This window comes from Pseudomonas sp. (genome assembly GCF_030698175.1).
In the GTDB taxonomy this organism is placed as follows: domain Bacteria; phylum Pseudomonadota; class Gammaproteobacteria; order Pseudomonadales; family Pseudomonadaceae; genus Aquipseudomonas.
Genome location: NZ_JAUYNT010000025.1, coordinates 38,792 through 64,777, shown reverse-complemented (window position 1 = coordinate 64,777; position 25,986 = coordinate 38,792). Strand labels below are relative to the sequence as shown.

At 61.7% G+C, this 25,986-nt stretch carries 19 protein-coding genes; 8 read left to right on the top strand and 11 right to left on the bottom strand.

Annotated elements, in window-relative coordinates:
- Positions 1-195: 195 nt before the first annotated feature.
- Complete coding sequence (mmsB, locus tag Q8R10_RS13115; protein WP_305654277.1) at positions 196-1,077, top strand: 3-hydroxyisobutyrate dehydrogenase; 882 nt, start codon at positions 196-198, stop codon at positions 1,075-1,077.
- Between the two features lie 110 nt (positions 1,078-1,187).
- On the opposite strand, the gene Q8R10_RS13110 is transcribed toward mmsB, so the two are convergent.
- From Q8R10_RS13110 to bcsQ, 9 genes are all read right to left on the bottom strand, one after another.
- Positions 1,188-2,339: a cell division protein FtsQ gene (locus Q8R10_RS13110; protein ID WP_305654276.1), complete on the bottom strand. Its 1,152-nt coding sequence runs from the start codon at positions 2,337-2,339 to the stop codon at positions 1,188-1,190.
- Entirely contained in the window at positions 2,339-3,754 is a 1,416-nt protein-coding gene (locus tag Q8R10_RS13105) for an MBOAT family protein (RefSeq protein WP_305654275.1), read from the bottom strand. The genes Q8R10_RS13110 and Q8R10_RS13105 overlap by 1 nt, the downstream gene beginning before the upstream one ends.
- 51 nt (positions 3,755-3,805) lie before the next feature.
- Positions 3,806-4,471: a cell division protein FtsQ gene (locus Q8R10_RS13100; RefSeq protein ID WP_305654274.1), complete on the bottom strand. Its 666-nt coding sequence runs from the start codon at positions 4,469-4,471 to the stop codon at positions 3,806-3,808.
- A complete protein-coding gene (locus tag Q8R10_RS13095) occupies positions 4,468-5,136 on the bottom strand; it encodes an SGNH/GDSL hydrolase family protein (protein WP_305654273.1) in 669 nt (222 codons plus the stop codon). Before Q8R10_RS13095 ends, Q8R10_RS13100 begins: the two co-directional genes overlap by 4 nt.
- Positions 5,137-5,146: 10 nt before the next feature.
- A complete protein-coding gene (locus tag Q8R10_RS13090; protein WP_305654272.1) occupies positions 5,147-9,229 on the bottom strand; it encodes a cellulose biosynthesis protein BcsC in 4,083 nt (1,360 codons plus the stop codon).
- On the bottom strand, positions 9,208-10,440 hold the full coding sequence (gene bcsZ, locus Q8R10_RS13085; protein WP_305654271.1) for a cellulose synthase complex periplasmic endoglucanase BcsZ: 1,233 nt from the start codon (positions 10,438-10,440) through the stop codon (positions 9,208-9,210). The genes Q8R10_RS13090 and bcsZ overlap by 22 nt, the downstream gene beginning before the upstream one ends.
- A gap of 14 nt (positions 10,441-10,454) precedes the next feature.
- Positions 10,455-12,683, bottom strand: coding sequence for a cellulose biosynthesis cyclic di-GMP-binding regulatory protein BcsB (gene bcsB / locus Q8R10_RS13080; RefSeq protein WP_371133336.1), 2,229 nt, complete (start codon positions 12,681-12,683; stop codon positions 10,455-10,457).
- 98 nt (positions 12,684-12,781) lie between these two features.
- Entirely contained in the window at positions 12,782-14,875 is a 2,094-nt protein-coding gene (bcsA, locus tag Q8R10_RS13075) for a UDP-forming cellulose synthase catalytic subunit (RefSeq protein ID WP_305654373.1), read from the bottom strand.
- A gap of 86 nt (positions 14,876-14,961) precedes the next feature.
- Entirely contained in the window at positions 14,962-16,167 is a 1,206-nt protein-coding gene (gene bcsQ / locus Q8R10_RS13070; protein ID WP_305654269.1) for a cellulose biosynthesis protein BcsQ, read from the bottom strand.
- A gap of 305 nt (positions 16,168-16,472) precedes the next feature.
- Here bcsQ and Q8R10_RS13065 point away from each other — a divergent pair, with 305 nt between their 5' ends.
- Entirely contained in the window at positions 16,473-17,438 is a 966-nt protein-coding gene (locus tag Q8R10_RS13065) for an IS1595 family transposase (RefSeq protein ID WP_305654268.1), read from the top strand.
- A gap of 58 nt (positions 17,439-17,496) precedes the next feature.
- Here the strand turns inward: Q8R10_RS13065 and efp are convergent, their stop codons facing one another.
- Together efp and earP are read right to left on the bottom strand one after the other, a co-directional pair.
- Positions 17,497-18,069 carry an elongation factor P gene (gene efp / locus Q8R10_RS13060; RefSeq protein WP_305654267.1) on the bottom strand — a complete coding sequence of 191 codons (573 nt, stop codon included), beginning with the start codon at positions 18,067-18,069 and terminating at the stop codon, positions 17,497-17,499.
- Between the two features lie 46 nt (positions 18,070-18,115).
- Positions 18,116-19,249, bottom strand: coding sequence for an elongation factor P maturation arginine rhamnosyltransferase EarP (earP, locus tag Q8R10_RS13055; protein ID WP_305654266.1), 1,134 nt, complete (start codon positions 19,247-19,249; stop codon positions 18,116-18,118).
- 176 nt (positions 19,250-19,425) lie between these two features.
- Here earP and Q8R10_RS13050 point away from each other — a divergent pair, with 176 nt between their 5' ends.
- Genes Q8R10_RS13050 through Q8R10_RS13025 form a run of 6 tightly spaced genes read left to right on the top strand, consistent with a single transcriptional unit; the run spans position 19,426 to position 25,796 of the window.
- Positions 19,426-20,406, top strand: coding sequence for a MoxR family ATPase (locus tag Q8R10_RS13050; protein WP_305654265.1), 981 nt, complete (start codon positions 19,426-19,428; stop codon positions 20,404-20,406).
- Between the two features lie 10 nt (positions 20,407-20,416).
- Entirely contained in the window at positions 20,417-21,367 is a 951-nt protein-coding gene (locus Q8R10_RS13045) for a DUF58 domain-containing protein (protein ID WP_305654264.1), read from the top strand.
- Complete coding sequence (locus tag Q8R10_RS13040) at positions 21,364-21,861, top strand: DUF4381 domain-containing protein (RefSeq protein ID WP_305654263.1); 498 nt, start codon at positions 21,364-21,366, stop codon at positions 21,859-21,861. The genes Q8R10_RS13045 and Q8R10_RS13040 overlap by 4 nt, the downstream gene beginning before the upstream one ends.
- A complete protein-coding gene (locus tag Q8R10_RS13035) occupies positions 21,848-22,846 on the top strand; it encodes a VWA domain-containing protein (protein WP_305654262.1) in 999 nt (332 codons plus the stop codon). The genes Q8R10_RS13040 and Q8R10_RS13035 overlap by 14 nt, the downstream gene beginning before the upstream one ends.
- Complete coding sequence (locus Q8R10_RS13030) at positions 22,846-24,456, top strand: VWA domain-containing protein (RefSeq protein WP_305654261.1); 1,611 nt, start codon at positions 22,846-22,848, stop codon at positions 24,454-24,456. Before Q8R10_RS13035 ends, Q8R10_RS13030 begins: the two co-directional genes overlap by 1 nt.
- Complete coding sequence (locus tag Q8R10_RS13025; RefSeq protein ID WP_305654260.1) at positions 24,453-25,796, top strand: hypothetical protein; 1,344 nt, start codon at positions 24,453-24,455, stop codon at positions 25,794-25,796. The genes Q8R10_RS13030 and Q8R10_RS13025 overlap by 4 nt, the downstream gene beginning before the upstream one ends.
- Positions 25,797-25,986: the final 190 nt, after the last annotated feature.

Genomic DNA, 25,986 nt, shown 5'->3' with positions numbered 1-25,986 from the left:
AGAAATAGACCTGTGATGAATTTTTTGCACGCCGTAACCCACCATGTTTGATGGTATTGCTGGGGGAACGTATTGGGCCAAATGGCGGGTTACGCCGCTGCGCGGCTAACCCGCCCTACGAATCTATTTCCGACTCCCCACTGTCCACCCACTCCCCACTCCTCCACTCCCCATAACCCCAAAAGGAGAACAACAATGACAACAATCGCCTTTATCGGTCTCGGCCATATGGGCCTGCCGATGGCCCGCAACCTGCTCAAGGCCGGCCATCAGCTGAGTGTTTTCGACCTGGTCGCCAGCGCCGTTGCGGAACTGGCCGCTGAAGGCGCCCGCGCCGCCAGCAGCGCCGCCGATGCCGTCAGCGGTGCGACGGTAATCATCAGCATGCTGCCCGCCAGCCAGCACGTCGAAGGCCTGTACCTGGGCGATGCCGGCCTGCTCAGCCAGATCGCCGCCGGCAGCCTGATCCTCGAATGTTCCACCATAGCCCCGGAGTCGGCGCGTAAGGTCCATCAAGCCGCCGCCAGTCTCGGCTTGCCGATGCTCGACGCGCCGGTGTCGGGCGGCACCGCCGGCGCCGCCGCCGGCACCCTGACCTTTATGGTCGGCGGCAACGCGGCCACCCTGGAGCAAGCGCGGCCGATTCTGGCGGCCATGGGCAGCAATATTCTCCATGCCGGTGAGGACGGCGCCGGGCAGGTGGCCAAGGTCTGCAACAACCAACTGCTGGCCGTGCTGATGATCGGCACCGCCGAGGCCATGGCCCTGGGCGTCGCCAACGGCCTGGAGCCCAAGGTATTGGCCGAGATCATGCGCCAGAGCTCGGGGGGCAACTGGGCGCTGGAGAAATACAACCCCTGGCCCGGCGTGATGCCCGCCGCACCGGCGTCCCGCGAGTACAGCGGCGGTTTTATGGCCGAGCTGATGGCCAAAGACTTGGGCCTGGCCCAGCAAGCCGCGCAAAGCACCGCCAGCAGCACGCCCATGGGCGCCCTGGCACTGCAGTTGTATCGGCTGTTGCTCAAACAGGGCCAGGGCAAACTGGACTTCTCGGCGATCCAGAAGCTGTTTGTGTAAGGTGGGGCCGCAGGCCGTAACCCACCATGGATGTCGCCAGACATCCCCGCAGCCGTCCCTGCGGGCCGGTCGGTGGGTTACGCCGCGCGGCTAACCCACCCTACGTCGGCTTACTTAGCCGGCAGCACTATATCGTCCACATAGGGTGCCTGCAGGTCACGCTCGGGAATCTCCCACACGATCAACTTGGGTGGCGTTTGCTTAAACGCCGAGCTGTCGAAGTAGGCCTTGGCGGCACCGGAAAAAGCTCCGCCATCGAGAGCGAAATTACCCACACTGGCACCCACGGCCCGCTCCAGGAACGGCATAAAGTTTGAGTTGCGCGAGAACGAGGTGCCGATAACCGCAACGTTCGGCAGTTGGCTGTCGCCGAATAAATCGTCCTCCTCTACCGCCTCCGTGGCGGCGGCGCGCACAGTCAAACTGCTGCGCCGTACCTGCTCAACTGGCGGTTGCAGACTGGCCGGCAACCAGTCCAGACCGGCTAGATGCACCAGGTCGCCGGGGCGAACTTCGGGCTCTGATACGCTCAGGTCAAAGCTTTGCGCCGGTGTTGGCTTAATCCCCAGCTCGCCAATCCGTGCCGCCACGGCAATGGCCGCAGCGTTAGCGCCGGCTTCACTCCAATGGGTGTCGGTGCGCAAGAACGCGTCACGGCCTTGCGGCTGCAACACCGGAGTCAAATCCAGCACCGCCAGCCCTTGCGCCTGCACGCTGTCGCGCCAGTGCGTCAGGCGTTGGGCAAACTGCGCCGAACGCGCCACGCCACACAGTTCGCTGGCGGCGATGCGGCTCTTGTCTGGCACCAGCACCAGCAATAACTCGATGTCGCGCTGGCGCAGTTGCTCGCGCAACGCAGTCACCTTGTCGGCCCGTGCTTGAGCATTACGCGCCGCGTTGGGTTGTAGCTTCAATTCATCGACCAGAAACAACCAACCCGGACAACCTTGCCGCACCCGGCTGCCGGTATCGCCGATCAGCAGCCAGCTGGCGCCACGTTCAAGGTGCGCCGCCTGTTCGGCAAAGGGCACGCCGGCCAGCTCCTTGGCGATTCTATGGGTCACGGCGCCATGGCGAATGTCGTCCCAACTGACCTTCGGCGGCAATAAGTCGATTTTGCCGCTGAGCATCGCCCAGCCAGCACAGAGCAAACCGACCACAAGAAACAGCAACAGCACCACACCCCCCAGCGGACTCAGCCGGGTGGTGATGGCGCTAGGTGGCACAGGGGCCGGGGACGAGGGCAGCGAAGTAGTAGTCATCAGAATTGAAAATACAGAAAGGGCACGGTTTCCCGGCTGGCGATCAACGCGAACGACAGCAGAAAACCAAGCACGGGCCAGAGGGAGCCAAGCACAGCAAACAACCTAGTCGTGCCATAGCGCGCTTCGCAACGTTGCTGATACAGCGGCGTAATCACGCAGATCACCCCCAAGAGCGCGCCAATCCCGTGGGCCGGACGCAGGGTCGCGGCCATTGCATCACCCAGGGCAAAAGCATGCAGGCCAAATTGGCCGGCGTACATATTCAGCGCCGTGGCGAAATCCGCCGAGCGAAACAAGGTCCAGGCCAAAGCCACGAACAACAGGGTCATGGCATGGGATAACAACTCCGGCGGGGTAAACATCCCGGCCCGCTCCCAGGCCCGCGCCACACCCAACGCCACGCCGTGGGCGGCGCCCCAGAGCAGGTAGTTCCAACTGTCGCCGCCATGCCAGAGCCCGGCAATCGCCATGGTCAGAAACAGGTTGCGGTACGACAACCACTCACTGCCGCGATTGCCGCCCATCGGGATGTACAGGTAATCGCGGATCCAACTGGACAGCGACAGGTGCCAGCGGCGCCAGAAGTCTTGAATACTGCGCGCCAAGTACGGGCGATTGAAGTTTTCCGGAAAGTGAAAGCCGAGCATCAGACCAATGCCGATGGCCATGGCGCTGTAGCCAGCAAAGTCGAAAAATAATTGCAGCGAATAGGCCAAACAGCCAATCCAGGCATCGACAAAACTCGGCTCGGGCAAGGCAAAAGCCACCCCCACCAAGGGCGAGAGCGTGTCGGCCACCAGCACTTTCATGCTCATGCCGATCATAAAACGTCGCGCGCCGAGACAGAAGTTCTGCCAGCTCATACCACGATGGGCCAGCTCCTCACTGATCCAGCTGTAGCGAATGATTGGCCCGGCAATCGAGTGGCCGAACATCGACAAATAGGTGGCATAGGCGACAAAGCTGCGCTCGACCGGCACCGTATGACGGTGCACATCGACCATATAAGAAATCGCCTGCAGCACGATAAACGACAGCCCTGCCGGCAGCGCAACCTTCTCCCAGCCAGGCGGCAACATGCCCAGTGGCAGCATCAGCTCCGTGATGCTGGCCACCACTATGTTGGCGTACTTGTACCAACACAGCACTGCCACGTTGAGCACGATCAAACTGGTCAGTAAGCGCACGCGCGCCCTGGACTGCTCGGCAATACGGTCAATCGCCAGCCCGCCGAACCAAGAGATAACCGTCAAGACCACATGCAGCAGCAAAAAGGTCGGGCTCAACCAGGCATAGAAGAACCAACTGCCAATTAACAGTACTGGGTTGCGCCATGCCGGCCGCGCCACTGCATAGAGCAGCAGAAAGGCCGGCAAAAACAGCAGAAGAAACTCGAGGGATGCGAAAACCATAGGGATGCCGTCAGTGCTTTTAGGAATGTCGCCAGTAAGTTACAAACGCTGTTAGCGGGCCAAGTTATCCAGCGCCTGGAACAGCCGTGGACCGGTTGCCGAAGGCACCAGGAACAGGCTGTAACGCTCGCCGGCTTTGAACTGGTCGAACACCAATGGCTCACCCACTAGCCCAGCGGCGCAACGCAACTGCACCGACAGCTTCACCGGATTGATCGAGCGACGCTGCACGCTGCCGTTGGCCACCGCCTTGAACAGCTCAACATCACGCCCGGCGACCAGCACGCTGGCATCGCGACAAGCGGCGTCGAGGCTGTAAAAGCCCAGCGACACCTTCAAGCCATTGAAGTCATCCGGTTGCTCGCTGACGGTCAGCACCTGCAGGCCGTTATCCGCCGTTGGCACGCCCACCACAGTGGCAAACTCACCCGGCTTGACGCTCAGGTCCAGCGGGTAACTTTTGCCGGCGCGCAGCAACTGGCCCTTGATCGGCTGGTCCGAACCCACCGTCAGGTAGTCCGACACCCGCGTTGCGCCGTCCAGGCGCAAATGCGCCTCGGAGCCGGCCGCAACCAGCTCCAGGCTGCCGTCAGCGGCATTCACAAAGCGCAGAAAGGCCGCGTCTTCACTGGGCCCGGTGGGGTACAACGGGATGTCTGCGGCATTCGCCGACAGCGCGCCGCTTAAACCAATAATGGCAAATAAAAGGCTTCTCACTTTTTCGCCGCCTTGCTGCTCAGGCTGACGGCCGGCAGTTTGCTGATGGCCTCGGTGATGCCCGTGCCCCAGGCTTGATAGCCTTTAACGGTGAAATGCTGGCCGTCGGTGGTGACCCACTGGCCAGGCTTGGACATCTTCAGCGAGTCGATATAGGCACAAGGCGCCGCGTTCGCCGCCAAGAACTGCGACATCAACTGAGTGCGGGGATCGTTCTTCTTGTACATGCCGCCTTCTTTACCCCAGGCCGGCCCAACCCAGACGCACTTGGTGCCGGTGGCGGCGATCTCTTTGGTCAAGTTGGTGACGCTCTGCCAGGCCCAGGCTTTGGGGAATGCCGGCTTGTCGTAAGAAGCCATGGTGTCGCCAATCACCAGCACCACCAGATCCGGTTTGTCGGCGGCGATCAAGGTTTTGATCGGCGTGGTGCTGGCATCGCGGCCCTTGATGGCCATCTTGCCGCTGCCGGTGCGCTCGGCGCCGCAATCAACTTTTTTCACCAGCAGCCAGTCAGCGGCGCTGGCGCCACAGGCCCCAATGGAATGCACCTTGGCGCCCTGCGCGGTCAGGCTATTGTGCAGCGGTTCCATCAAGTGGTCCGCCAGGCTCATGTGGCTTTCGCCGAGCACCAAAAGGGTCAAACCGGCGAGTGCGGAAGCAGGCATAGGAAACTCCTTAGTTAGATAAGTTTGAATAGGGTGAGCGATACGGACTAACCGGCAAATCCAGCGGCCGGCTCATGTCCTCATACATATAACGCAGGTACATTCCGGCATTCAGTTGCTGATAATCCTGAGCGTTATCTATGCCTAACTCGCCACCGACAAACAGGTTCGAGTTGAACTGGTATTCGCCAGCCCCCGACAGGCTGTAACCAACCCCAGTGCTGCTATCGGAGTCATATTCCGCCGGCTCGCCAATGGCGCTGCTGGCGGCGGCTTGCAAGGCGGCATCGCCAGGGAAATAGTCGGCCGCATCTTGCTTAATGTGCTGCACGCCCAGGGAACCCTTGAGCCGGTAGCTGAATTTATCCCCACGCTGCGCCCACGACACCGGGATGCCCACGGCAAAGAAACTCTGCGGACTGAAATAACCACCATGCCCCAGGGTGTAGTAACCGAGGTTCTCCTGGTAGCTGAGCGCGGTCATGCTCAGGCCGGCGGTAAGATGGCTGTCGGGGTCATTTTGCAGGTACCAATAGACGCCGCCGCCCAACTCGCCACGGTTGTTGGACTCGACATTATTGCCCAGCAGCCGGTGCATCGAGCCGAAGGCATAGGAGCCGATCTCGCCATTGTCCTGACTGATTTGCGCGCGCCCGCCATTGGCCGTAACCCCGCCCCACTGCTCGCCCGTGCGCTTATCCTCGGTACCGGCAAACGACAGCACGCTGTCGACCACCGAACGCCGGGACAGGCTTACGCCATAGCTGGCTTCACTGTTGGATGCAAAGGTGCGTTCAAGGCTGACGCCACCGACGGCGGTGCTGTAGAGAAAGCCCAAGGGCGAGGTGCCCAAGTCCGCCTTGAGCCCCGCCGATGGGTCTTCAAACGCCACGGCCAAGCCCACGCCTTCGGCCTTTTGCGAGCCGACCGAGGCGCCCGGATTGGCCAGCGACGCCACCGGGCCCGAGCCAAACCGTGAGGCTGCTTCATCGCCGACACTGCCGGCGTTTAACGACACCGGCGTAACCCGCACAGCCAGACGATTATCACCGGCGGGGATATTGGCCTCGAAAGGCGCTTCGATGTCAGTGATCTTGCCCATCCCTGACTCGCTGTTGTTACTGCGCACACTCAAGCCTTGGGCCACGAAAGCGCTGCGTTCTTGCAGAATATCGTCGAGCGCTTTGGCCGCAGTGCTCATGCCCTGACGCGGATCAGTCGGCTGCGCGAGAGCCGCAGCTTCAGGCGCAAAAGGATTCAGCACACGGCTGGCAACCACCGGCTGCGGCTGAGCCGCCGGCGCTTGCCAGGCATACGCCGGGGCAGCGGCGGCATTGCTGGCGACTGGTGCCACGGCATAGGTCGGAGCGGCCGCATAGGTGCTAGCCGTTGGTCGCTCGGCATAAGCGATCGGGCGCGCCGCAACCGGCACCGCCGCCGGTATTGCCACATTGGCGACCGGCCAGGGCTGGCTGTCGAACGTGGTGGCTGCTGGACTGCTGGACGCCGGCGGTGGAATTGCCGCGTTACTGGCCACTGATTGCGCATCGCGGCGCTGCCCAGGTAAACCAACAAACGGGTTGGCCGCGCCGCCGCTGAGTGATGTTTGCGCAGCCAGTCTCGGCGCCTGTTCGCGCTGCTCCTGAGCCACCACCCGCGTCAGCAATTCGGCAGCTTTGGCGTTCTGTCCCAAGCGCTGATAAATACCCGCCGCGGTGGTGAGTATTTGCCGGTCTTGGGGGGCTAATGCCAGCGCCTTGCTGAGACTGGTCTCGGCCAAGTCATCTTTACCCAACTGCGCCGCTACGTCGGCAGCGCCCAGCTGTAACTGGGCATTTTGCGGTTCGCGCTGCAGCAATGGCTGATAAATCTCCAGGGCTTTTTGCGCGTTGCCACTGACGGCGTACATACGGGCCAAAGCCGCCAGCGCCAAGCTATCTTGCGGGCGTTGGGCTAATGCCGGTGCCAAGGTGTCGTAGGCGGCTACTAGGTCTCCGCCTTCACGCAGGCGCTCGGCCTGACGCACGCGATAGAGAAACAGCAAGTCGTCGTACTGGCGCCGCGCCGCCGGGCTCAGCAGCTGCCCTTGCAGGTCATGCAAAATGGCGCTGACTTCAGGGTCTTGATCGGTCTTGAGCAACACCCCGGCGTATTGCAGCAGCAACTCCGGGGACTGCCGCGGGCTTTGCGCCAGTAATTGACGCATCAGGGTTAAGCCGCGAGCCGGCTCGCCGACGTCGACATAGGCCGACGCCAGAATGGCCAAACGCTCCGGCTGGCCTTGGGCCAGATGCTCGATGCGCGCCAACAATGCCCGGGCTTCCTGCAACCGGCCGCGCTTGGCCAGCGCGCTGATTTCCGCCAGCTGCGCATTGAACTCAATATCCTTGGCCAGCTTCTGCATGTCGGCCGTGCGGGCCTTAGCCGGGATCCGGGCGATGGTCGCTTGCGCCCGCTGCCACTCGCCCAGCTCAACCGACAACAAGGCACTGGTAAAGAGCGCATCCGGCTGGTTCGGCTGGGTTACCAGCAAGCCATCCACCAGGCTGCGCGCCTCCTTGGTGGCACCGGCTTTTAGATAAATCCGCGCCAAGGCAAAACGCGTCCAGGCGTCATTCGGATCATTGCGCAAGGCGCTTTCCAGCGCTTTACGCGCGCCGGCAGTATCGCCGCGCAGCTCAGCCAGTTTGGCCTGTTGCAACAGCTCGGCGGCGCGCAAACGCCCAATATCGGCGCCCTTGGGCTGCTCGGCGGGCGGTAATTTATCCACCACCTTCAGCGCTTCGCTGCCTTTGCCCGCCTGGGTTAGCACGCTAATCAGCCCACGCTGGGCATCGGCATTGCCCGGCTGCTTGGCCAGCACCTGCCGATAGCCGGCCTCGGCGGCAGCCAACTGGCCGGCTTGCGCCTGCATGTCGGCCAACAGCACCCGGCCTGCGGGGAGCTTGGGGTTCAACTTAACGGCGGCCGCGACCAAGTTCTCGGCCTGACTCTTATTGCCTTGTGCCTGGGCTTTGTTGGCGCGTTCAAGCAGCGACCAATAACGCACATCCTGCAAAGCCGCCTGCCACTGTCGACCATTTTTTTGTTTAACCGCTTGCACCAGCAAGGCTTCGGCATCTTCCAGGCGATGCTGTTGCTGGCGCAAAACACCGAGGCCGCCCAACGCATCGGCGTCAGTCGGACTGGCCTTTAACCGGGCCGACAACTCGCGCTCAGCCGTAGCCTGGTCACCCGCCTCCAGCGCTTTCAGGCCACGGGCTAAACCCGGGTCTTGCTGCCAGGTTGCCGCAACTGCTTTGGGCTGGGTGCGGCCTTTTTTCAGCAGTTCACGAATTTCCTCGTCATCCGGGTGGGCACGCAGAAACTGCTCAAACAAGGGCGCTTGCGTGGCATTCGGCGGGCCTATCCAGGTTAATGCCAGGCGCCAACTCTGATCGGCATCGCCGGCAATTTCTTCACGTTTGGACAGCAGCGCCAAGGCGCGAATACCTTCGGCGCGAGTGCCCTCACGGCGGGCCAGGTGCTTGGCCAAAAACAAGGCCAAAATCGAATCCTTTGGTTGCTCTTGCAGCAACCGTTTCAGGCCGGCATGAGCTTCATTCCAGCCGGCATCAGTAAACGCCAGGGTGTTGTAAAACTCACGGGCCATCAGCCCTTGCGGTTGCCGCCCGGCAAACATCTGGCGGTACACCGGCACGGCTTTGTCGCGTTCTTCGGCGTCGGCGAAACGCCGGGCTTGCTCGAGCAGCTGCTGGTTGGCCGCGCTGGTCAGGGCAATATCCTGCTCTAACTGCAAGGCTTGGCGCGGCACTGGCTGAATGCTTTGCAACTGGGTCAGATACGCCTGCGCCTCTGCCGGCCGCTGCGCTTTCAGTGCAATCGCGCCCAAGCCGTACAAGGCGTCGGCTTGCAGCGGTTCAATCTGCAGCAGCTTCTTCCACACTTCAGCGGCACGCACCGGCTTGTCTTCGGCCTGCCAAAAATGTCCCTGCTGCAGCAATAGCACCCGTGGGTCGTCGGATGCCGCCAGACTGGCGTTATGGATCAGCGCAGCCAATAGCCCAATGGCTAGGGTGTGGTGGCGGAACATGCGGTCTCCCAAGATAGTTTTACGCTTCCGTCGTCGCGAAAGCGGTAACGCTGCTCCGCCCAGCCGAGGCCGAACAAGCTGAGCGCATAGTCGTAGTAATACTGTGCCGGGCGCAGCGTCTTACCGCGCGCCAACGCCGCCGCCAAGCCCTGCTCGGCTTTACGCTGCTGAATCTCGGCCAGCCAGGGTTGGCCTTGGGCGTGAAAATAGGGAATCAAGGCGGCGGAGAAACCAAAAGGCCCACTGCCCTCGGTGGCGCCGCTCAGCACCTTGACCCGTTCCGGCGGCGTGCCGCTGACGCCAGTTGCCTGCGCCATGCCATCCAGGCTGGCCAGCAGCGACTTGGCCAGCGGATCGGTGGCTGCGGTCATGCCGGCCCAGAGGTAAACCCGGATAGCGTCGTAACTGCCGGTCTCGCCCTTGAACGGGTCGCTGACAAAGATGCCACTGCTGGCCGAGGTGCCGCGATAACCGACCCAATCGGCGATCAGCCCCTTGGGCGCCGCCTGCTTAAGCAAGCTCGCCGTATTCTTCGCCACATGCGCCCAAGGCCCCGCCGGATGTTGCTTGGCCAAACGACGCAATAGCGGTAGCGGTAAGTAACTTGGGTTGAGCCGCCAAAGATGATCGGGCTGGGCAAAGCTCACCGCCCCCGGCAATAACATCGCCCCCAATCCTGGCAGCGTCACCACTTCATGGGCCTCGATATTGGCCAGTAAGCGCTCGGCATCCGCTTGATAATCGGCGCGCTGCCAGAGCCGCGCGGCCTCCAGCAAGGCGTAGACAAACCACAGATCGGCATCAGACGCCGAGTTTTGGTCTTGCACGCGCCAAAGCCCGTCTTTGCCCTGCCCCCACAGCCAGGCGGGAAGCTTAGTGGCAGGATCGCCGGCAGACAGATTAGCCACGCTCCAGCGCCAGATCTGTTCGAAGCGGGCTTGATCGTTGGCCACCAAGGCGAAAAACAGCGCGTAGGCTTGCCCCTCGGAGGTGCTGTGATTGGCCTCCAGGCTGGACTCGATAACCCGCCCATCGGCCTGCACGAAGCGCTCACTAAAGGTCTGCCAGGCCGGCCACTGCGGCGCGGCGCAGGTCTGCGCCTGCACCGGCAAGCCAACGCCAAGCGTCAACCCAGCCGCCAACAGGGCGCCGCGCGGCAGCTTGCGCAAGCCAGCCACTAAGGGCGAAACCAGCCTGGCAGATGCCTTCATCATGCGCATCCGGTTCAATCGCCCAACCGTTGCTTGGCCCGCGCACGCAAGCCCGCATAGAGCAAGCCCGTCACCAACAGACAACCAAGTCCGGTGACCAACAGCAGCAACCAGAGGTGGCGCGACAACATCCACTGAATGTACTTAAACAGGCCAAGGCTGCCGACGTAGTAGTCTTGCTCAGCCACCAAGGCGCTGATTTTTTTGCCGCGCACCACGGCCAAACTGCCTTGAATCGGCTGATCGTAAGCATCCCCGCCAACCAGCGCGGCAGTGGCATCGGCCAAGCCTTCAGGCCTGCCGCTGGCGATCACGACGACGCTGCGTTCACTTTCCTGGGGCGACTCAAAACCGGTCAGATAGGTAATATCGCCGCTGCCACTAAAGGCCAAATTACTGCGCGCTTGTCGCACATTGACGCTGGCGTCGGAGTCGATCCAGCTGCGCAACCTAAACAACAAATCAGACAGTTCGAACCGGTGCAGCTGGCCGTCAATCCCGGCCGGCAAATAATCCGCCCACTCTTTAAGCAAGGGTTGGTTGGCACCCGAGGCAAACACCAACAGGTCTTTATCTTCCAGGTCGGCCACTTGCGCGGCCGCGGCCACTGTTACCGCAGTCGCGGGGTAGCCGGTTGATTCGCCAAAGCGGCCCATTACCGCCAGGTAGGCGGTCACTTCCGCCGGGCCGAGGTTGTCCGGCATGATCACCGCGGTTTCCGCCAGGTCGGCCAAGCGGGTAAAGGGGAAACCACTGTTTCTAAACACGCCAAGATCAGGCAGGGCAATAAAGTGATCGTAACCACTCAGATCAATGGTGGAGTCAGGTTCGATGGCGCCGCGCATGTTATCGATGATGATGTCGCGGCAATCGCCCTGCTTTATGTAGTCGTACATATAGCGAAACTGCAAGCGCGACTCTGGCGGGAAGGCATCGACCGGCAAGCGCAGCTGCAACTCTTGCACCAGACTGTCGTCTTTTGCCAGTGCCGCCAGCAAGCTCTCACCGGCGCCCATATGCTCTATGGATGGCAAGTTTGTGGACTTTATAAACTTGTCATTCATGCTGATCAGCAGCGATGAGTTAGTCGATATCGGTTGCGGGGTGTAGCGGTATTTAAGTGTCAACGGCATGCCGGCTTCGCGCCAGCTGAACAAATCAGGGGCAATCCGCAGCGGAATGGTGATGGTGCCAGGGTTATAACCCGAGACATTCAACTGTTTGGCCGTGGCCAGTTCGCCGAGCTTTACCGGGCGGTCACTGGGTAACCAGTTCGGCGCATCGTAAGGTTTGCGCGCTTGCAGGGTGTCGAAGCGATCAACCGTCACCCGCGCCCCCGACAGGGTTTTACTGCCCGTCACCAGGGCCAAGGCTGCCAGCTTGATCTCGGCATCATCACGCCCAGCCACCAGCAATAACTTGCCGTACTGATCATTGGGGTTGGCGACCATCAACAGGGTCGGCCCACTAATCGCCGGCAATTGCAAACCAGCCAGGACACTGGGGTCGGTGCCGCGTAAGAACACAATGGCATTGCCAGTAGCCGGCAACTGGTTCTGGCTCACCGGGAAGTTAGCGCCACGATAGCTGGCCAGCGCACCGAACCACGAGGAGATCATCCCGGCGGCTTCCAGCGCGCGGTTATCCAGGGTGCCGGCGAAGACAAAGGGCAGTTCCAAAGCCTTCGAGTCACGCCGATCAAAAAATGGCAGCGGCAAAATGGCCAGGTCATCCGCCAGCGCAATCTGCGTGACTTGAATCTCCAGCACACTGCTATTGCTGATTTTTGCCCACAGGCTGGAATGCAAAGGGTCTTCGCATTGCATGGTGTAGTGGCCGATCAGCTGCAAGCTCAGGCGGTTGAACTCGGTAATCAGGTGCGGCGGAATTTCTATTACCTGCTTTTGCAGGACGCCGGCCGTTTCTTTGGGTAATGCCAGGCTCGCCACCACCTCGTCATTGACCAGCACGTTGATATTCGACAGGTCCGGCAGCAACGCCGGTGAGTAGCTGTACTCCAACGTCAGGCGTGCACTGGTGACCACTTCATTGGCGCGAATATCGAAGTTAACGCTGTCACTGCCTTCGATGCCGCGCAGGTTCATCACATAATTCATGCCCAATTGCTTGAGCGTAGAGCTGGCGGTACGTCCCTCAATAGGCGCAACAACAGCCTCGGCAACGCCCTCAGCAGCCACCTCGGGCGCGGCTACCGGCGGCTCAACCACAGCCTCGACAGCCATAACCAGGGCACTGTTAGCGGCCAGCACAGCGGCGCAAAAAAACACCCATGCATGCTTGGCAAGCGAGGCTTTTGGCTTGGCGGGGGAGTAACTCAAACTCATGTCTGCCTCAATATTATTTTTTTTGAGAAGGAAAGAAATCGGCTGCGCAACAGCAGTTCGGCCGCCGTTGCCTTGGACAGCAACACAATGCCGCGCAGGCCAACCAGCGAGACTTCACGCAAGGCCGCCAGCGGTGTATCGACCACCCCCTGACCCCAGCCGGCGGCCCACATATCGGCCCGCGAAAAAGTTAAACGGACTAACTCGCTTTGCTGCTGCAGCGACAGATCGTCAAAGCTCAAGCCCAACGACTGGCCGCGACTAAACACCACGGTGGCCGGGAAGACACTCTCGTTCTCGTCGCGAAACAACGACACCTGTAACTGCGTGCCCTGCGGCACTTCAACCTCTGCGGGCAAGCTAATGCCGACGCCGCTCTGGGAAAAATCACTGGTACGGCAGACGATGGTTTTACCGTTGGCCAGACCTAGCATCGCCGGCAACTGGGCAAACACCCGCGGCTCACCGCGAATCTGCCGCGCTTCAGCGGCTACCGCCACGGCGGCGGCGCTCATAATGATGTTGTACAGCGTCCAGCACAGATTGATCGCCAGGGTGGCGTTACTGGCGCTGTCGTCGAAAACCATCTTGCCCAGGCCCACCACCACACCGAGCAAGTTCAGGCCAAGGACGACTATGTAAGGCCGCGCCATCGCCCAGTCGAAATAGCTCTTATCGATGACGCCGCCCTTGGCGGTTACGTTGAAGGTACCCAACTTGGGGTTAACCAGCGCCAACAGCACCGGGCGCATGATGTACCACGCCAGCACCGACTCGTAGACCTCGTTCCAGAACGAGTGGCGAAAGCGCCCCTGCATCGTTGAGTTGGTCACGCTGGCCTGGAAAATGTGCGGCATTGCATAGGCGAGAATCATCAACGCCGACGCCTGAAAAACCTGCGCGCCAAAAAACAGATAGGCCAGGGGCGCGGTCAAAAACACCAAGCGGGGCAAGCCATAAAAGAAGTGCAGCATGGCGTTCAGGTAGCACAGCCGTTGACCAAAACCCAAGCCTTTGCCGAGCAAGGGATTATCGGTACGGAAGATCTGCGCCATGCCACGCGCCCAGCGAATTCGCTGACCGATGTGCCCGGACAAACTTTCGGTCGCCAAGCCGGCGGCCTGGGGAATAGCGATATAAGCGGTGTTATAGCCAAGCCGGTTGAGCTTTAACGCGGTATGCGCATCTTCCGTCACCGTTTCAACGGCCACGCCGCCCACTTCCTCCAGCGGCCCACGGCGCAGAATCGCGCAAGAGCCGCAAAAAAAAGTGGCGTTCCAGAGGTCATTGCCGTCCTGCACCAGGCCGTAAAACAGCTCGTTCTCACCCGGTACAACGCGGAAGGTATTGAGGTTTTTTTCGAACGGATCGGGCGAGAAGAAAAAGTGCGGGGTCTGCAGCATTGCCAGCTTGGGATCTTTAATAAACCAGCCCATGCCCACCTGCAAAAAGGACCGGGTCGGCACGTGATCGGCATCGAAGATCGCCACGAACTCGCCATTGGTGTGCTTTAGCGCCCAGTTGAGGTTGCCGGCTTTGGCGTGGTTGTTATGCGGGCGAACGATATAACCAATCCCGGCATCTTCACAAAAACTACGAAACACCTCGCGCCGGCCATCATCCAGCACATAGACGTTGAGTTTGTCTTTTGGCCAATCAATCGCCTGGGCGGCAAAAGCGGTCAGTTTGACGATATCCAGACTCTCGTTATAAGTCGGGATAAACACATCCACGCTGGGCCAGGTTCGATTGTCTTGCGGCAACGCGGCGGGTTTGCGCTCCAGCGGCCATGAGGTCTGCAAATACCCCAGCAGCAGTACCAGCAAAGCGTAAAACTCAGCCAACACCAAGCCATAGCCAAACATCATGTCGACCCAACCCTCAAACCCCAGAGAGGAGGTCAAGCGCCAGTACATGTAGCGCGTGGAGGCGATGACCGACAACACCACCATCGCCAAAATTGCCAAGCGCCCGGCTTTGCGCCGCAGCACCAGAGTCGCCGCCAGGCAAACCGCCGAAAACAACAACTGTTGGTGCAGGTCCAACGGCGCCGCCACGACCATGGCCATCAACGAGCCGGCCAAAACCATCGGCACTACCCGTGCCAACCAACCGACCAGCGGTGACTGCCGAAGGACAGATACAGCTACGCCATCACGCATCCTTGCCAGCAGGGTCACGCCTGAGGCTCAGCGCGTATTTTCAGCCGAGCTATTACCGCGTGCGCGCAAGCCAAGATGTCATGCGCGCCCTGGCCGCGAGGGTCGTAGTCAAGCACGCTTTGGTTGTAGGCCAAAGCCTCAGAGATTGACTGATCGCGATGGATCAAACCAATCACCTTGTCGCCCAGCGCATTGCGCATGATCTGGGTGATGTCTTTGTTCAGTTGTCGCGAGCGATCCACCTGATTGATCAGATAACCCACTCCCAGAAACTCCGGACGCTCACCGGCATAGGTTTTGATCAGGCTGTCGATCATCGGCAGCGTGTTATAGGAGGCCGCATCAGAAAGACTGACCACCAAGACCAAATTGGCCACCGACAACACCTGCTGCAGGTATACCGAAGGGCCGGGCGGCGTATCCAGAATCACCAACGCGCCATCGGCCAGCTCCAAGCCGGCCAATTGCCGCGCCAGCCAATCGGGATCTTGATCCAACTGCCCCTCAAAAATGCGCCGGCGTTTTTCGTCAACCGCGCCAAAGGGCAACAGGTGCACGTCAACCGGGCTCGGCTGGCAGATGTCTTGCCACGACTGTCCAGCCACAACCGGCTGGGCGATGCCGGCAGTGAGCAGCACATTGCCAGGCTCCGGCTCGACGCCAAGATAATGGTGCAGTGCATTTTGCGGATCTAGATCGACCGCCAGCACGGCGTGCCCTTCGCGCTGCAGGGCTACGGCAAAGTTGGCCGAGATGGTGCTTTTACCCACGCCACCTTTAGCCGAAACCACCGCAATAATTTTGATATTGGCGAGTTGCGCCCGCGGCCGTGCAGCATTCAGCGCAGGCGCCTCATCCTCAGCCTGCGCCAATTTGCCTAACATGCTGCGCAAGCTCAGCGCACCACCGGCAAAGGGCTCACTCAGCTCGGCAGCCAGCGCCGGCAAGACCAGTCGTTCTAGCGCAGCAGGCTGCGGCGCGGGCACAGGTTCCGGCGCAGGAGCAGGTGCAACCTGAGGTAGCGCACCGCTGGCAGCCACTTGCGCACGACTAAAAAGACCGTCACGGGCAGCGGGTGGCGGCGGCACTTCGGCCTTGGCTATTCCGGGCCAGCTCTCCAGCGAAGCACTGCCGGCATCTGCCTCAGCAATTTCTTGATACTGGCTTGCACGCCGACCAAACAGCTTGAACAAACTGGAAATATCGCTCGAAGTACTCATGCGCCGAAAGTGACCAAGGTGGCTTGATAGAATGCAGGCGTCCAGTGCCAATTTTAAGGCGTCAAAAAAATGCAAGCTTTTTTAGACACAGCACACATTCTAAAACAAATTCTTCCTGTAGGTGCGTCAATTCAACACAGCAATTTAAGCGCTGTAGCCACCCAAATCAGTGCAATTAGAAACCATTCGCAACCCGCATAAAAACTCGCCAACAGCATGCACAAGGCAACGTTAACTAAGGCTCTGTACCCGTTAACTGTTGCAAGGTCTAAACTCAAGACGCGTGCTCATCAAGGAGTACCGTTATGGATGCCCAATCCTTTCAACACCTGCTGGTTCGGCTTGATCTGCTCACGATCAAACAGAAATCCATCGTTCAGCACTTTCTCCAGATCAACGTGCTGCGAGATGGCCTTGAAGAAGTCATTCCTGATCTGAAAGCCTGCCCGCACTGTGCCGCTGACGCCGCGCAACTGGCCTCATGGGGCCGCAGTGGCGGCCTGCAGCGCTACCGCTGCCGAGTATGCCGGCACACATGCAATGCCTTGACCGGAACACCATTGGCGCGTCTGCGCAAAAAAGACTGCTGGCTGGATTATGCCCAGGCCCTAATTGCGGGATCTACCGTGAGAGAGGCGGCCCGATACTGCTGTGTCAGCAAGAGCACCTCATTCCGATGGCGGCATCGTTTTCTGCGTGACTCCGCCGACCATCGCGATGCGCGTGAAAGTGGCATTGTCGAGGCGGATGAAACCTTTTTTCTCGAGTCATTCAAAGGTCAGCGCGAGTTGCCGCGCCCACCACGCAAGCGGGGTGGCGTGGGCAAGACACGCGGCACTGGCCCGGATCAGATACCCGTTTTGGTCGTGCGCGACCGTGCGGGGCATACTGCGGATTTCCAGCTAAAAAAACTCGACGCGGCGCATGTGAGCGCCGTTCTTGAGCCGTTAATGGATAAAAAGTCGGTGCTTTGTACCGATGGCGCGGCAGTCTATGCAGCATTTGCGCGCACCAGCGGGATCACGCACAAGGTGGTGTATGCCAGGCCTGGACTGCGCGTCCAAGAGGCAGCTTTCCACATCCAAAACGTAAATGCCTATCACAGCCGGCTAAAGCGATGGATGGTGCGTTTCCATGGTGTGGCGACCAAGTATCTCGTCAATTACTTGGGTTGGCGACGCATGCTAGAGCGGTATGCAAAGCGTATTCAGCCCGAGTTTTGCCTGCAAGAGGCCGTTGGGCGACCCCTTCAACAGTTAACGGGTACATAGCCTAAAAAAAGCCCGACGCTAAGGTCGGGCTGTTTTTACTCGCGATTAACGCCGGTGGTTAAACCGGTGCTTTAGCGCGGGCTTTGTAGTCGCCGGTGCGGGTGTCGATTTCGATCCAGTCGTCGATGTTGCAGAAATCCGCAACCTTAACTTCAGTACCGTTAGACAGCTTGGCAGGCTTCATCACTTTGCCCGAAGTGTCGCCGCGCGCGGAACCTTCGGTGTAGGTGATCTGGCGAACGATGGTGGTTGGCAGATCAACCGAAACAACTTTGCCTTCGAAGAATACGGCTTCGCAGATGTCGTTCATGCCATCAACGATAAACGGCAATACGCTTTCCAGGTCGTCAGCGTTGAGCTCGTATTGATTGAACTCTTCGTCCATGAATACGTAGTTTGGCTCGCTGGCGTAGGAGTAAGTCACGTTAACGCGCTCGAGAGTTACCGGCTCAAGCTTGTCGTCGGCCTTGTACACAGTCTCGGTGGAAGAACCGGTCAACAAGTTCTTCAATTTCATTTTAACGATGGCGCTGTTACGGCCGGATTTGGTGAACTCGGCCTTCTGGATAAGCCAAGGTTGGCCGTCGATCAGGGCCACACTGTTGGGCTTCATTTCTTGTGCGGTTTTCATACTAATGTCCGGATATGGATGGAAAGACAAAATTCTTCGCCGCGTATCATAGCCAATTTCGGTAAAACTGCGCCAGCGCCGTGGCAAGATCTGTCTGCGCTGCCTGCTGCGAGCACCAGTTTTCGGCATGCGCGCTCAGCTCCGGCCACACCTCCAGCAGCGCCTGCCAGCTCGTCCCCATAGCCGCGCCGCTGTTCCAGGCCCGCCACTGGGCCAGTAACGCGGCACTGGCCGCCGGCGACAAAGCCTCGGTGTAGAGCGCCAGAAATGCTTCGAGTTTGTCCAGATGGGCATCTTCTGGCTGCGGATAAATCTGCCAGAGCAGCGGCCGCCCGGCCCATTGCGCCCGCACGAAGGAATCCTCGCCACGCACCGCATTAAAATCGCAGCTCCACAGCAAAAGGTCGTAATCATCCTGGCTGACGAACGGCAGCACTTGAATGGTCAAACTGCCCCGCACCAGCACAGTCCCGACCGCCAACGTATCCAGCTGCAACCAGCGCAGCAGGTCGTTGACTATCCGCCCCTCGGGCACCAATAAATGAGTGGGCTGGGGCTCTGCTGCCAGCAGCTCTAGCCAACTGGCCAGGCCCAAATTTTCATAGGCAAACAGCGAGATCAGCCGGGCATCGGTTTGCGGCGCCACGCCCAAGCCGTACAAAAACGCCTGACGCGCCTGCGGGTCTTGCTGAAAAGCGCGGCGCCGTTCCAGCAGACCAGCCTCACGCAGCAAGCCGCCGGTGTCCGGGCTAAAGCCTGGAAAGAAGAAAAACTTCTGCAAGCCCTTGGGCTGCAACGACGGCAGACCATGACAGCCGCCGACCCAGTCTTCGGCGCTTAAATATTCCAGATTCAGCCAGAGCACCGGCCGCGTACGCGCCGCCATGGCTGCGACATAGGCCGTCGGCAACGCGCAGGCAAAGGCCTCGATCACCACATCGGCAGCTTCCACCGGCGGCCAGTCGGCGCACCAGCGGCGCACCTCGACGCCGTGGCGCAATTGTGTTAAGGCCTGCACGTCGGCCTCTGGACAGACTCGACAAAACGCCGCCAGATCATCCACCCACAGGCGCACCGCACAGCCCTGCTCGGCCACCAGCTGACGGGCCAGGCGCCAGGTCACGCCGATGTCGCCGTAGTTATCGACGACGCTGCAGAAAATATCCCAGCTAACTCGCATATGGCTCAATCCAGCTATTAATCCGCCCCATTATGCCTCCCGCCGCCAACAAAGATTGCCGGCCCGCCATCCCATGCAGCAAACGCATCTAAACAGCAGAAACAATGCATTTGAAATTTGCCAACAGCTTTGCCAACCTGAACTCCAGCCGGAACCACTAAAAACAAGGACTCCCCATGAGCGTTCGCGCCAGCATTCTTGCCCTGCAAGACAGCATCAACCAGGCCGTCTTGGGTCAGGAAGCGGTGGTTCGCCAGGTGTTGCTGGCGCTGCTGGCCAACGGTCATGTGCTCTTGGAAAGCCTCCCAGGCCTGGCCAAGACCCGCACAGTACGAGCCTTGGCCGCGCACCTGGAGGCGCAGATGAGCCGCATCCAGTTCACCCCGGACCTGCTGCCCTCCGACATCACCGGCAGCGAGGTGCTGCACAGCGATGCCGGGCATAACCTGATCCAGTTCCAGCCCGGCCCGCTGTTTGGCAACCTGATCCTCGCCGACGAAATCAACCGCGCCCCGGCCAAGGTGCAGGCCGCCTTGCTGGAAGCCATGGAGGAGCGGCAGATCACCGTGGCCGGCAGCAGCCACCCGTTGCCCGAGCTGTTTATGGTGCTGGCCACGCAAAATCCCATCGAGCAGGAAGGCACCTACCCCTTGCCGGAAGCCCAGATGGATCGCTTTCTGATGAAGGTGCTGCTCGACTACCCGCAGCCCGCCGATGAGGCCCAAGTGCTGCGCCTGCTGCGTTTGGAAGAACGCGCACAAACGACGCACACGCCGGCGCCCGTCACCTTCCATCTGGCCCAGAGCGAGCTGTTTGCCGCCCGCCGGGAAATGGGCGCCATTCATGTGTCCGAGAGCATCGACCGCTACATAATCGACCTGATCAACGCCAGCCGTTTCCCGGCCAACTATGACGCCGAGCTGGCCAGCTGGATTAGCCTTGGCGCCAGCCCGCGCGGCGCCATCGGCCTGGATCGCGCGGCGCGGGCCAATGCCTGGCTGGAGGGCGCCGACTATGTCAGCCCGGATGATCTGCGCCGGGTGCTGCACCCGGTGCTGCGCCACCGCATCCAGTTGTCTTACGACGCCGTGGCCGATGGCATCAGCGTCGAGCAGGTGCTCGAGCGATTGCTCGACAAGGTCGCGATTCCCGCCTGAGGCCGCGCCCATGCAACTCCCACAGCACAGCAGCGATGGCCTGGTTTATGTCTCGATGGCGCAGCTATTGCGGCTGGAACTGCCGGCCCGGCACCTGAGTTTTGCCGGCCGCCAACCACGCGCCAGCCTGCTGGCCGGCCAGCATCAGTCACGCCTGCGCGGGCGCGGGTTGAATTTCGAGGAGCTGCGCCGCTATCAGCCCGGTGACGACCTGCGCCATCTCGATTGGCGCACCACCTTGCGCCTGGGCAAACCCTTCGTGCGCAGCTACAGCGAGGAGCGCGACCGGCCGGCGCTGATCGTGCTCGACCAGCGCATGGACATGTTTTTCGGCTCGCAATACAGCTTCAAGTCCTGCACCGGCGCCGAACTCGCCGCGCTCTGCGCCTGGATGGCCCTGCAAGCCGGCGACCGGGTCGGCGGACTGGTGTTTAACGACCAGCGGATCGAGCGGATTGCACCCTTGCGCAGCCGCAGCCGGGTCGAGCAGCTGTGCGCCAGCATCGTCCGGCAGAATCAGGCCCTGGCCGCCGACAACCCGCATATCGACGGCAGCGCGCAGCTCAACCAGGTGCTACTGGAATGCCGCCGGCATGCCGCTCACGACCAGCTGATTTGCCTGATCAGCGACTTTGCCGGCGCCAACGCCCAAACCTTGCAGTTACTGCGCGAACTGTCCGCCCATAACGATGTGCTGGCCCTGCAGGTCTACGACCCGCTGGCGCTCAAGCTGCCAAGCAACGGCCATTTGCTGGTCACCCAGGGCGAGCTGCAATTGGAGCTGGCGGTTGGCCGCAAGCACGTCCATCAACCCCTCAGCGAGTTTGCCAGCGGTCGCTTGCGTGAGGTGGCCGAGTTGCTACGTCGCAGCCAGATTGCGCTGTTGATGATCAGCACCGGCGAACCGGCCCTGGGACAATTGCGTTTCGAGTTAGGCAAGCTGAACGGACGGCGCCGATGAGCCCGCCCGCCAACATTTCCCAGCTGCAAGACCTGCCGCCGCCCGCCGCCGTCAGCTACCTGCCGCAAACCTGGGGCTGGTGGGCGCTGTTGGTGCTGCTCTTGGTCGTGGGGCTCTGCTATGCCGGTCGCGGCCTGTACCGCTGGCGGCGCAACCGTTACCGGCGCGCGGCGCTGGCCGAACTAAGCCGGCTGGCATTGGCCCTGACTGAACCTGCGCAGGTTGTGACAGCGCTGCGCCAGTTGCCCGAACTGCTCAAGCGCACGGCCCTGTCGATGCCCGATCCGCCCGCCGTTGCCAGTTTTAGTGGCCAAGCCTGGCAGCAGTTTCTGCAAGCCAGCAGCCCGACCCGCCTGCCGGACGACTTTGCCCAGCAACTGGCCCTGCTCGCCTACGCCCCGGATCAGCAATTACAAAGCCTGCCGACAGCGCAAATCAAACAGTTACTGGCGAGCAGCCGGCTCTGGCTGGAGCAGCACCATGTGGCAGTTTGACTATCCATGGTTGTGGCTGCTGGTGCCGCTGCCCTGGCTCGCCTGGCGCTATCTGCCGGCCTATAGAGAAGCTCGGCGGGCGGTGCGGGTGCCGTTCTTCAGCGCCATCAGCCAGGCGCTCGGCGTCAGCCCGGTAAAATCCGGGATCAGCCGCGGTCGCTGGCAGCTACCGCTCAACCTGCTGGTCTGGCTGCTCGTGCTGGCCGCCCTAGCCCGCCCGGTGTGGGTCGAACCGCCGCTGCAACAAACCCAACCGGTGCGCGACCTGTTGCTGGCCATCGATATTTCCCAGTCGATGCAGGCCCGCGATTACCGCGACAGCGCCGGCCAGCAAGTCGACCGCCTGACCGCGGTCAAGCAGGTGGTGCAGGGCTTTATCGACAAACGCCCGAATGACCGCATGGGCCTGATCGTCTTCGGCGGCGGCGCCTATCCCCAGGCGCCGCTGACCCTCGACCACGCCAGCCTGAAAATCCTCCTGGATGACATCGGCATCGGCATGGCCGGGCCCAACACCGCCATTGGCGACGCCATCGGCCTGGGCATAAAAATGCTGGAAAACAGCCAGCAGCCGGACCAGACCCTGATCCTGCTGACCGATGGCAATGACAACCACAGCGCCATCCCACCCGATCAAGCCGCCGCCCTGGCCGCGCAAAAACACATCCGCATCCACAGCATCGGCATCGGCGACCCGGCGGCCAGCGGCGAGAATCGCGTGGATAGCAAGGTTCTTGAACTGATCGCCAAGACCACCGGCGGGCGCAGCTTTATGGCCAACGACAGCGCCGCACTGACGCAGGTGTACGCCACCCTCGACCAGCTCACGCCCCATGAGGTGCAACACCTGAGCTACCAGCCCAAACGTGATTTGTTCTGGCTACCCCTGGGCGCCGCCCTGTTGCTGCTGAGCCTGGCCCACAGCCTGGCGGCGCTGGCGGCCCATTGCTCCAGCCGCCCCGCACCCAGCACGGAGCCCGGCTGATGGAGATCGACCTGAATGCCCTGCACTTTATCCGCCCACTGTGGCTCTGGTTGCTGCTGCCGGCGCTCTGGCTGCCCTGGTTCTGGCGCCGCCAGCGGCAAGCCGGGCATAACCTGCGAACCAGCATCGCGCCGCACCTGCTTAAGCACCTGCTGATTTACCCGCAAGAGCGCCCCCAGCTGCGCCCGGTTTACCTGCTCAGTGCCCTGCTGCTGGTCGGCGCATTGGCGGCAGCCGGGCCGACCTGGCAACAGGATCGCCCGCCCTTTGTGCAGGATCAGGCGGTGCTGATGCTGGCGGTGGACTTATCGCCCTCCATGGATGCCAGCGACGTGCCGCCGACCCGCCTGCAAGCGGTCAAGCACAAGCTGCAGGAGCTGATTCAACGCCGCGCCGGCGCCCGCACTGGCCTATTGGTGTACGCCGGCAGCGCCCACCTAGTGTTGCCGCCCACCGACGACCCCGAGCTGCTCGACAGCTTCGTCCAGGCCCTGGCCACCGACCTGCTCGACAGCCCCGGCAAGAACGCCCTGGCCGTCACCGAGCGAGCCATTCGCCTGCTGCAGGCCGAGCAAGCGCCAGGCACCCTGGTGCTGTTCAGCGATGGCGCCGACACTCAACAACTGCCGGCCCTGCGCCAGTTACTGAGCGACAGCCCGGTGGATTTGCAACTGCTGATTCTCGCCGTCGGTAACCAGACTGGCGGTCTGCTCAGCGACCAAAACGGCGCACCACGGCTGGATCGCGCTGGCAAACCGCTGCTGGCCGAGTTCGACCAGGAGGCCCTGGAGCAGCTGGCCAAGGCCACCGATGCGCCCATCGGCAGCCTGACCCTGAATGCCGACGACCTGGACTGGATTCAACTGCACGCCCAGCAGCATTTTGCCGCCGCCAGCGCCGGTAACGCCGAGGTGCATTGGCGGGATGCCGGCTACTGGCTGTGCTGGCTGCTGCTGCCGCTGGCCTGGCTGAGCATCCGCCGCGGCTGGAGCATCAGCTGGCTGCCGGCCCTGTTGCTGGCCGTCGGCCTGGGCGCCCAGGCGCCAAACGCTCAGGCCGGGGTGCTGGCCGATGCCTTCATGACCGCCGACCAGCAAGGCCGCTGGGCCTTCGAGCGGCAACAGTATCCGGCCGCCGCCGCGCACTTTAACGACCCCTACTGGAAGGGGCTGGCGGCCTACAAGGCGGCCGAGTTCAACCTCGCGCTGGCCAGTTTCGCCAAGCTCGACAGCGCCGCCGCGTACTTCTACCTCGGTAACAGCCACGCCCGCCTGCACCACTACCCCCAGGCCCTGAGCGCCTACGCCGAGGCGCTACGGCTGCAGCCGGCGCTTGCCCAGGCGCAATTCAATCAAGCCTTGGTGACCGAGTTGCAGCGCCAGTTCGAGGCTGATCAGCAGGTGGCCCCCGAAGACGACCCGGACCAAGAGCAGCTCGATGACCAGGGCAAACCCGGCGACAAGGGTGAAAAGGTCATGCTCAACGGGCCAAAAGAAGTCTCGGCCGAGCTATGGCTGCGCAACCTCAACACCTCGCCGGCGGGCTTTCTCAAGCAAAAATTCAGGCTGCAACAGGCCGCCAGCCAGCCTGCGCCGGCGGTGACGCCATGAAGTCCTGGCTGTGGCTGCTGTGCTGGCTGGTTAGCCAGGTGGCGCTGGCGGCTGAGCCACGGGTACGGGTAGAAACCCGACTGAGCCCGGCCGCGCCCTATTTGCTCGGCAGCACCCTGCGGTTGGAAATCGACCTGCTCACCAGCAGCTGGTTTACCCAGGCGCCGCAGCCCGCCGAGCTGCAGCTTCCCGGCGCGCTGATCACCCCGCCCAATGGCCAGGCCGACAAACTGACGGTCAGCCGCGACGGCGAAAGCTACTTTGGCTTGCGCCTGACCTATTTAATCAGCCCGATTCAGGCGCAGAACTTCAGTATCCCGGCGCTGGATTTCAGCCTGCAACTGGGCCAAGCCAGCGGCCCGTTGCGGGTCAGCAGCCAGGCTCTGAGTTTCAATGCCCAAGCGCCAGCGGGTGCTATGGCTGAAGCGCCAGCCGGCAATCTGCTGGTGGCCCAGCAAGTACATTTCAGCCAGCAGATCGAGCGCTCCGCCACGCCGCTGAAAGTCGGCGACAGCCTGACCCGGCGCCTGCTGGTGGAGGCCGACGGCGCCCAGGCCATGCTGATTGCCCCAGCCGAATTTGCCGAAGTCTCCGGCCTCAAAACCTATCCCTTACCCGCCGAGGTCAAGCCGTTGAGCGATGGGCGCGGCGCGGTCAGTGGCGGACAACGGCGCGACAGCCTCAGCTATGTGATCGAGCACGCCGGCAGCTACCGCCTGCCAGCCATGCAGGTACGCTGGTGGGACGCCACAGCCGGACAACTGCGCAGCGCCGAGGTGCCGGCGGTGGACTTCGAGGCCCAGGCCAATACGGCCTATCGACTGCCCTTTGACCTGCAGGCGGATTTGCAGCGCCTGGGCCGTGGCCAGCATCTGCAGCTGTCGCGGCTCAGCCTGCTGCTCATCGGCAGCCTGCTGCTGTTGGGCTTGGCCGGCTACCTTGCCCGCCCTTGGCTTTCGCAACAACGCCGGCGCCTGCAAAACTGGCGAGCACGCCGGCAAGCAACTTGGCTGGCCTCGGAAGCCTATGCCTGGCGCCAGTTGCAACGCGCCTGGCGCCACACAGCGCTGCCGCTGGCGCCGCTCTATGCCTGGCTGCAACGCAGCGGCTGCAACGCCAACCTGCGCGAGCTTGGCCAACAACTGCCGGCCGCCGCCGGCCAAGCCTTGCAACAGGCACTGGCGGCCAGCTATGGCGCACCACCGATGCAATTCGCCAGCACCCAGCAGCTGCGCAACAGCCTGCCAGCCCTGCGCCGCGCCTTGCGCAAACAGGCCCGCGCCAAAGCACCAGCCCTGCGCCCTCTCAATCCGAGGCCAACGCCAAGGCCGCAGGCCTAGAAAGCCCCAGATTGACGGACAATCGCACCTTGCGCTGCGCACGCAAGGCTAAAAGCTAACGCGGTCCCCGTAGGAGGGGCTTCAGCCGCGACCCGCGCCACCACCGCGCTCACTGACACAGCACAAAGCATCGCGGCTAAAGCCCCTCCTACAAAAGCGCCCCACTCTGGGCTGAAAAGCACCTGAACCC